Source organism: Burkholderia sp. FL-7-2-10-S1-D7, assembly GCF_001524185.1.
Lineage (GTDB): Bacteria > Pseudomonadota > Gammaproteobacteria > Burkholderiales > Burkholderiaceae > Burkholderia > Burkholderia diffusa.
Genome location: NZ_LOWY01000048.1, coordinates 20,597 through 27,958 on the forward strand (window position 1 = coordinate 20,597; position 7,362 = coordinate 27,958).

Consider the following 7,362-nt stretch of genomic DNA (forward strand, 5'->3'; position numbering starts at 1 on the left):
CGGCGCCTGCATTCCGCCGTGAGGCGTTCAGATCCTTCGTTACCCGAAACGCACGCAATACACCGGCGGCAAATGCGCTGAGACCTGACGCCAGCTTTCACCGCCGTCGCCGGACGTCCATAACCCTCCCGTCGTCGACGCCATCGCGAGACGCGTGCCGGAGTCGTCCACCGCGAGCCCGTGCCGATACACGAGGTCGTAGGCCGGTGCGGGCGGCAGCCCGTTCGACAGGCTCTCGAAGCTGCGGCCGCCGTCGCGCGTGCGCGTGACGACGAACCGGCCGTTCACCGGAATCCGGCACGCATCCTTCACCGCCGGTACGAACCATGCGGTGTCGGGATCTGCCGGATGCACGGCGACCGCGAAGCCGAAGCTCGACGGCTGCGCTTCGATCCGCTGCCAGTGCGCCGCGCCGTCGGTCGAGCGGAAGATCGCGCAGTGATGCTGAGTCCACAGCACATCGGGAGCGGCCGCGCACTGGACGACACGGTGCGGATCTTGCACGTTGGGTTCGCCGCGCCGCTCGGGCGGCATGTAGTCGGCCTCCATGCCGTCGGCGCTGACGCGCCAGGTCGCGCCGCCGTCGAAGGTCTGCCAGACGCCGCCGCACGAAATCCCGATCGTCACGTGCCGGCTGTCGCGCGGATCGACCATCACCGAATGGATGCCGGCTGCATCGTAGCCACCGCCGAACCACTCGGCACGCTCCGGACGATCCCACAATGCCCGGTTGAGCACCCACGAATCGCCGCCGTCGTCGGAGCGGAACAGTCCGCCGGGAATCGTGCCGGCCCACAGCACGCCTGGCTCGTCGGCGCCGCCTGCTTCGAGCGACCAGATCTGCTGAAGCGTCCAGGGTGGCTGCGGCGGGGCAGGCGCTTCGTCGTCCGAATCGCCGGCGCCTGCGTGTGTGCCGGCGTCAGCGCGTAGCGCGCCGGCGGGCTGCGGCGGATAGACGGGGACCGCACATTCTTCCCAGGCGGCGGCACCGGCGCGCCGGCGATGCAGCTTGACGCCGAAATGGCCGAGATTGAGCGCCGCATACAGCGTGCCGTCGCGCGGGTCGGCCAGCGCCATGCTGACGGGTTCGCCGATGAAGTGCGGCTCGCCGAGCGACCAGCCGCCGTCGCCGTCGGGGTGCAGCACGAACAGGCCCTTGCGGGTCGCGACGAGCAGTCGATCGTTCATGTCGGGTGTCTCCAGTAAGTCCGGCCGGGCGCTTCTTTCGATGGAGATGCGTCCCTTTATCCGCCGGACAGCGCCTGCACGACATAGACGCGGCTGGCATCGCCGAGCGCATCGGACAAGTGTTGCCGGTCGCGTACCGGCTGGCCGTCGATGAACACCGACAAGTGCTTTCGCAGCGCCCCTTGGTCGTCGACGATATAGCCGCGCAGCCGGGGCTGCTCGCCGAAGACGGTTTCAAGCGCTTCGCCGAGCGTCCGTGCGTCGATGTCGCGCTCGGGCGTGTCGATATGGCGCTGGATCGACGCCGCGAAGAAGAGGTGGGCCATGGCAGTGGCTGACAGGAGCCGCGCGGAGGGGGACGGTCTGTAGTTTAGGCGATTCGCCAGCGGCGGAACGGTGACGTCGCGTAGTCGTGGTGCGCCGGCGTGTCGGATCTCGATGAACAATAGGAGCGCTCATCGGACCATATTTTTCAAGCCACTGATGTGACAGGGTTCGCTCAACCCACCTAGCGCTACTGAACGCTCCTAAGATCAGAAAAATCGTCAGGAGCCTGAAAATTCGATTCACGATACTTCAGATTAATTTTTAAAAATTCCGCTGTCAATATTTTATGAAATCTGAGTGTATCTAATCGGGCAATGGATTTTTCTGAAGTAAGCAAGGGAATTGATTCTGCCACTCAATCCGATCGGATTTTTATATATGAGTCGGCGCGCTTTGCGGGCATAATGGCGATCGCGGTTGAAGAGGCATCTTCTTGATCCGACGGGGAGTTTGTAGCGGCGACATTCGTAGCTATTTGAAATATTTCGCCCATATTGATGGCAAAGTTTCTAAAATTTCCCTGGCATCGCTCTCTTTTTTAAGATTCTCATGCGTTGATTCCATCTTTCCTGGTGAGTTGGTCGTCCGCACATTGAAATAAAAAATATTAAAGAAAGTGCCGTAGAAAAATTTATAAAAATTGTCCTTGAAATGCGCATCATCACAATCCATTCGGCGCTGTGAACGTAGGTTTGCGCGAATCATCTCCAAAAAAGAATGTGATTGATCGTAATGTTTGGAGCATGCGTTGCAAGTGAACCCGGAATCACCCGTTAACCTAAGATCAGAAAGAGGATCGTCACCGTTCCACGTTCACATCGAACCCGGGAAACTCACCATCACGGCCGTGCAGATCGCGCCAGCAGTGATGCAGGCGGAGCAGATCGCCATCACTCCCGATTCCAGTCGACCGCGATAACTACAAGGGGGCGCAACTGCGGCCCTTGATCATTAATTAATAGCACTCACAGTTGTAGTCTACTATCGTATATTTCGGAGAAGCCGGCTTAGGCTCAACCAGTCGACCAAAGCGATTTGATTCCTTGCACATGCCGGCACACCGTCTCAGTTTTTCATTGTATGTTTCCTGATTCGAAGTTGTCCCTAAAGTTGCAATAAAACAAAAGATGACGATGGATGCAACCATCAAAAATACAGGATCCTTAAATAGCCGAGTCATACGGAACCCACTCCGTGCAAGTAAATTTACGACGATCAGACCAACCTTCTGGAACGATGCTTTGAGTTTGATCGCCTCCTGCGCGACGCCCCATGCGCGGTACTCCGCGCTCCACACGATCTCGCTATGCTCGTCGGCCAGCTCCTGCGGTGTGCCGAGGTGATCGCACTGGTACCACGCCAGGCAGTTGATGGCTGGTGCGGGCGGCGGCGGCAGCCATAGCGGGTCTTCGTCCTGCCGGTAGTAATCGCCGTACTCGGGCTGGTCGAGCAATTCGACGGCTTCCTCGCGCACCGCCTGCGCTACCGGCACAAAGCTGCTGGGCTCGTAGACGTAGTGGGGGGTGCGCGCACCAAAGCCGTCTTCGTCGGCGATCTTGCTCTCCCACGCCAGCGTATCGCCATCCCAGCCATACAACGTGAAACCGCATTGCAACTCGCGGTTGTGCTTCACGCGCTCGGCGCGGTTCCAGTGTGGCCCCGCTTCCCTTCTTTCCTCGTAGTGCGCCTGGCTGTGCTTGTATAGGCGCCGGCCGAGCGCGTCGTAGGTATAGTTGACCTTCAGGCGATCATCTTCGTAGTGGGTGAGGCGGTCGAACAGATCTCTGACTTTTCCTAGAGCCGCGAGGAAGGGGAGAGGCAAGCTTACGGTCAGTTTGGGCCTGATGCGTCAATTTCCAATATTTTTCAAAAACCCATTCTCAATATTAAAGCGGACGTCGCCAAACCAGATGACATTCTTCTCCTCTTTAACAAGGATGGAATCGGCTGGTCGAGCCGCCGCCTCTGCCTGCAAGCGCTTAACAAGGGTGTCTCTCTCCATTCCCTTCCAGGCATCTCCAAGAAGATTCTCTATGCTGTTTAACGCGGCATTGCTCGCGCTGAGGCTTTGGTTGGCGTAGCTTAGACTGATGGAACGATCTACCCACAGGTATGCGAATATTGCGCATAATGTCGACAATGTGAATACTATAGAATGATAAATGATTGATTTCATAGTTCGCCTAATTCCTTCCTGCATTGAATACATCCCTTGAGAAGGTTCTGCAGTGATTTGCATTCCATGGTGTCCGGCTATATGATTTTAGATCTACTTTATTGGCAATGTATATAGCGTATTCGGCAGCTTTTTTCTCATCCACCGTAACATCGCATTTGAGTTCGGTTTTAGTGCCTTTTCCTGCCTTCCTTGATAAGGCTTCATTTGGCACATCAAGTGACTTTTGAGTGGGTTGACCGTCCGCGCCGAGAGACAGATTGGGGACGCTTACCCGTCGTACGTTGCCGGAATTCGCTGGAAGTTTGGCCCTGATGATGCCTGGGTTATTTGGATTGTATCGACCGTACTCATGGTATTGCGTGACTCCGGTAGTGCTGTATAGCAAAATGCCGGCATGTCCGCCAAGCCAAGTACTTGTTTTCCCATTCGCATACTCGATTGGATAATCAGGCTCCGGCTGCCGGCGGGGCTGCGGCGCGCACGCTGACCCCGGCTCAACCGCGCTGGATGCGCAGGCTTGGCTGGCTACTAGCCGCGAGTTGGGGCATGAGCGAGCGCAGATCATGGCGGTGTATCTTGGAAGATAGGGTTGACTATTGCGGCGATAGTTCGTTAAGCGATGATTATTTCTCTTTTTGCACCATTTCCAAACTGAATTTGCGAAGCTTGTTGCGCTCCGGTCCTTCTTTGGGTAGCACTAAAGACAAGACGTCCACACCAAATTGAGCAATGGTCTGGGAATGTTTTTCGCCGGAGAACCACATTCGGCGGAAAACATCCAGTGCAACTTGGACAGGGTACTTTCTTGCGATCATATCCCCAACAGAGAATCGCAATTTCTCATTATTATATTCTTTTGAGTTATTGACTATGGATTCTAATAGGGTGCTTTCTTGGTCGGAGGTGAGCTTCTCGAATTCGTTATAAATTGCAGAAATGAAGTAATCTATGCCATTCTTGGAAAAAACTAGAGGGTCTGATAGCACCACTAGATACAGTGAGAATATGTCCTTGGGAAGTGGTGAAACTAATAACGAAAGGTACTCTAACTCAAACGCAATCTCGGCTACCTCTTTTCGTCTGGGGTTAGCCGGTAAAGCGCGTATCCGAAGTCGGAGGTCGTTAACAGTAGTCGTCATGGTACAGCCACGTTAGCAGGGAGAGTCCACCATAGAGGTGGCACCAAGGATGCCAATCGCCGCAGCTCACGAATAGCGCTACGAACTCGAAGCACCGCAAGATTTTGCGGCCATTCGCTCATCGCTTCACTTGCCAGTCTGGGTTTCTGTCTGCTCCTTCCCGGCAAACATACTCTTGTACCAAACCCCTTTGGGATTGTTCAGCCAGTCAAATCTCTTATTCCTCGCGAGCGGACGAAAGGGCGAAAGGGGTATCCTATAGCGCCACAAAAGCACAATCAGTTCACGCATTGAATCGCTACTTAAATCCCTAATCGAGATATCCAATAATAAATCCCTTCCATCCCCCTTGATACTGCGGATGGCGGAAATTCCATTAAATCCATCGAACAACCTGCTTTCGTCGAATTTTGAATAAAATGAACCCAATCTAATTCTGACCAGCATATTAAAGCCTCAATAAATTCACCGCCTGTGACCGCCGGGATAGATATTGTCATAACGCTCTGGATATTGAACATCCCAGTGCGGTCCTCCATGAGCATCGCCACCAGGCCCTGTAGGAACCCAAACGCCGCCTTTCTTGTCGCGCCCCCCCCTTGGGCGATTTAACCCAGTCATCGCCGCCTTTGGGTGAACAAAAGCCTTCGGCCTTTCCTAGCTTGCCCGGAGCTTTCGGCCCGTCTGGATCGTAAGCGTTACTTCGTTCTGCCGGTAGGAGTCGTCGCACTCGGGCTGGTCGAGAAACTCGATAATAGGCGAGCCAGCTGACGCGGTGTCGGTCCGGGCGCACGGTGGCGATGCGCTGGTTGAGCGTGTCGTACTCGTGCTGGAGCACGCCCACGAGCGGCTGGCTCAAGCGAGTGTAGTGCTGCTGCTCGCGCATCTTTTGATGGTCGGTATGTAATCTATAATATCGTTGGTCCCTATCAAACCATCCTTTACCTTCTAAGCTAAAGCGGCAGCAGATATACCGTCAGTCAAAGCTTGAGAGTACTGGTTACGACATGACAACTCAGGATTCCTTAAGAGATAACAGCCTGGGGGGATAACTAGCCAAGAGAGAAATCTCCAGGTCGAATGTACCCAGAAGTTTTATCAGCTCGGCTGTATTTTTGTGAAACTCTAGCCATGACTAGAGGTCGAGCGTTGAGGGGCGATGTGCTCAGCGGCTCGGGGACGGGGCTGGGAACGCGTATTCCGGCAATCCCTTGCACCTAGCTGCCTTGCCGCCAAACCATTGGGTGCCATCAAAGCTACATGGCGAATGAAAATTGTCCTCCTCAAATCGACAGTCTGAAAATTCACAATTCAGGAAGCGGCAATCAGCGAAGTTAGATCCACGGAATACACAGTCAATGAATTTGGTGTCGACAAAAAGGCAGCAATTGAATAGCCCCCAGTACCAATTCAAATCCTCCAAGGAGCACGACAAAAAAACCGAATCAACATTTTTTCCGTCAAGCGAAAAATTTTTGAGTGTGCAATATCTGAGAACCGATCCTTCCAGCATCTTCGATAGCGACGATTCGTCGCTGAACTCTACATATTCGATTAGCATGTCAACCTCAATTTATTTAAGGTCAGGAGCGAGCGGAACGGGCGCTAGCTCCTAGTGAGTCCGTCGAGAAATTACGGCACCGGAATCAAGTTGCGTGGCGGGAACAGAACTCGTAGGCTTTCACTTATTATCCAATATGCGATCCCAACTCCCGTCGCCGCACCGGCTACTTTTGCTGCGGTGTTATCCGAGGTGGCGGATGTTACCGGCGCTGTCGCCGTGCCACCTCCATCTCCGCCACATTTTGCAGCATATAACGCCTCGTCATCGGCAAGACTATCCTTCAACTCTTGAATGATGTCCTCATGCCCTTGCACGCTCAATCTCGGACGCGCACCAGGATGTGGTGGGTAATATGGGAGATTGCCGGGATTGGCCTTTACTTCACATATCCGTTTATTAATGTCCGCCTTCTTGTTCTGAATTTTTCTCTTCAGTTGCTGACATTCTGCACCATTGGGGTCAAGCTGGCGAACTAGACCAGTCGGGTCGGTATACATCATCGGATTGCCATTCACATAGTCATAGGCATTGGTGCCTCCAGCTAGCCCAATGGGATCCTTACTGATGTACCGCCCCACCTCCGGATCATAGTACCGATACCGGTTGTAATGCAGCCCCGACTCATGGTCATGGTACTGCCCCTGGAACCGGATGGGATTTGCGATCGGTGCCTTCCCCGAGGTCTTTCTGATTGCCTCCTGCGCAACACCCCACGCGCGGTACTCCGCGCTCCACGCAATCTCGCTGTGCTCGTCGGTCAGCTCCTGCGGCGTACCGAGGTGGTCGCACTGGTACCACGCCAGGCTGTCGATGGCTGGTGCGGGCGGCGGTGGCAACCATAGCGGGTCTTCATCCTGCCGGTAGTAATCGCCGTACTCGGGCTGGTCGAGCAATTCGATGGCGTCGTCGCGCACCGCCTGCGCTACCGGTACGAAGCTGCCCGGCTCGTACACGTAGTGGGTGGT

Annotated in this window: 9 protein-coding genes; all 9 read right to left on the reverse strand. The window is 54.9% G+C overall.

Annotation, left to right across the window (positions count from 1 at the left end; translation table 11 throughout):
* Nucleotides 1-39 precede the first annotated feature (39 nt).
* Entirely contained in the window at nt 40-1,188 is a 1,149-nt protein-coding gene (locus WS75_RS16930; RefSeq protein ID WP_059681526.1) for a WD40/YVTN/BNR-like repeat-containing protein, read from the reverse strand.
* A gap of 56 nt (nt 1,189-1,244) precedes the next feature.
* Nucleotides 1,245-1,514 (reverse strand): MoaD/ThiS family protein, encoded by a 270-nt coding sequence (locus tag WS75_RS16935; protein WP_006749905.1) that lies wholly within the window; start codon nt 1,512-1,514, stop codon nt 1,245-1,247.
* Between the two features lie 956 nt (nt 1,515-2,470).
* Entirely contained in the window at nt 2,471-3,337 is an 867-nt protein-coding gene (locus WS75_RS16940) for an RHS domain-containing protein (RefSeq protein WP_059681528.1), read from the reverse strand.
* A 27-nt stretch (nt 3,338-3,364) separates the two neighbouring features.
* The gene (locus WS75_RS16945; RefSeq protein WP_082729642.1) at nt 3,365-3,754 is read right to left on the reverse strand and encodes an Imm58 family immunity protein; all 390 of its coding nucleotides are present in this window, start codon (nt 3,752-3,754) and stop codon (nt 3,365-3,367) included.
* The gene (locus WS75_RS35200) at nt 3,699-4,259 is read right to left on the reverse strand and encodes a hypothetical protein (protein ID WP_441294152.1); all 561 of its coding nucleotides are present in this window, start codon (nt 4,257-4,259) and stop codon (nt 3,699-3,701) included. Before WS75_RS35200 ends, WS75_RS16945 begins: the two co-directional genes overlap by 56 nt.
* Before the next feature lie 58 nt (nt 4,260-4,317).
* Nucleotides 4,318-4,833, reverse strand: a complete 516-nt coding sequence (locus tag WS75_RS33645) for a hypothetical protein (protein ID WP_156429816.1) — start codon at nt 4,831-4,833, stop codon at nt 4,318-4,320.
* 465 nt (nt 4,834-5,298) lie between these two features.
* Nucleotides 5,299-5,454: a polymorphic toxin type 37 domain-containing protein gene (locus tag WS75_RS35095; RefSeq protein ID WP_218919273.1), complete on the reverse strand. Its 156-nt coding sequence runs from the start codon at nt 5,452-5,454 to the stop codon at nt 5,299-5,301.
* Nucleotides 5,455-5,998: 544 nt separating this feature from the next.
* A complete protein-coding gene (locus tag WS75_RS35100) occupies nt 5,999-6,394 on the reverse strand; it encodes a pentapeptide repeat-containing protein (RefSeq protein WP_082729643.1) in 396 nt (131 codons plus the stop codon).
* Between the two features lie 71 nt (nt 6,395-6,465).
* On the reverse strand, nt 6,466-7,362 hold an 897-nt coding region (locus tag WS75_RS34950), incomplete at its 5' end, for an RHS repeat-associated core domain-containing protein (RefSeq protein ID WP_179948927.1).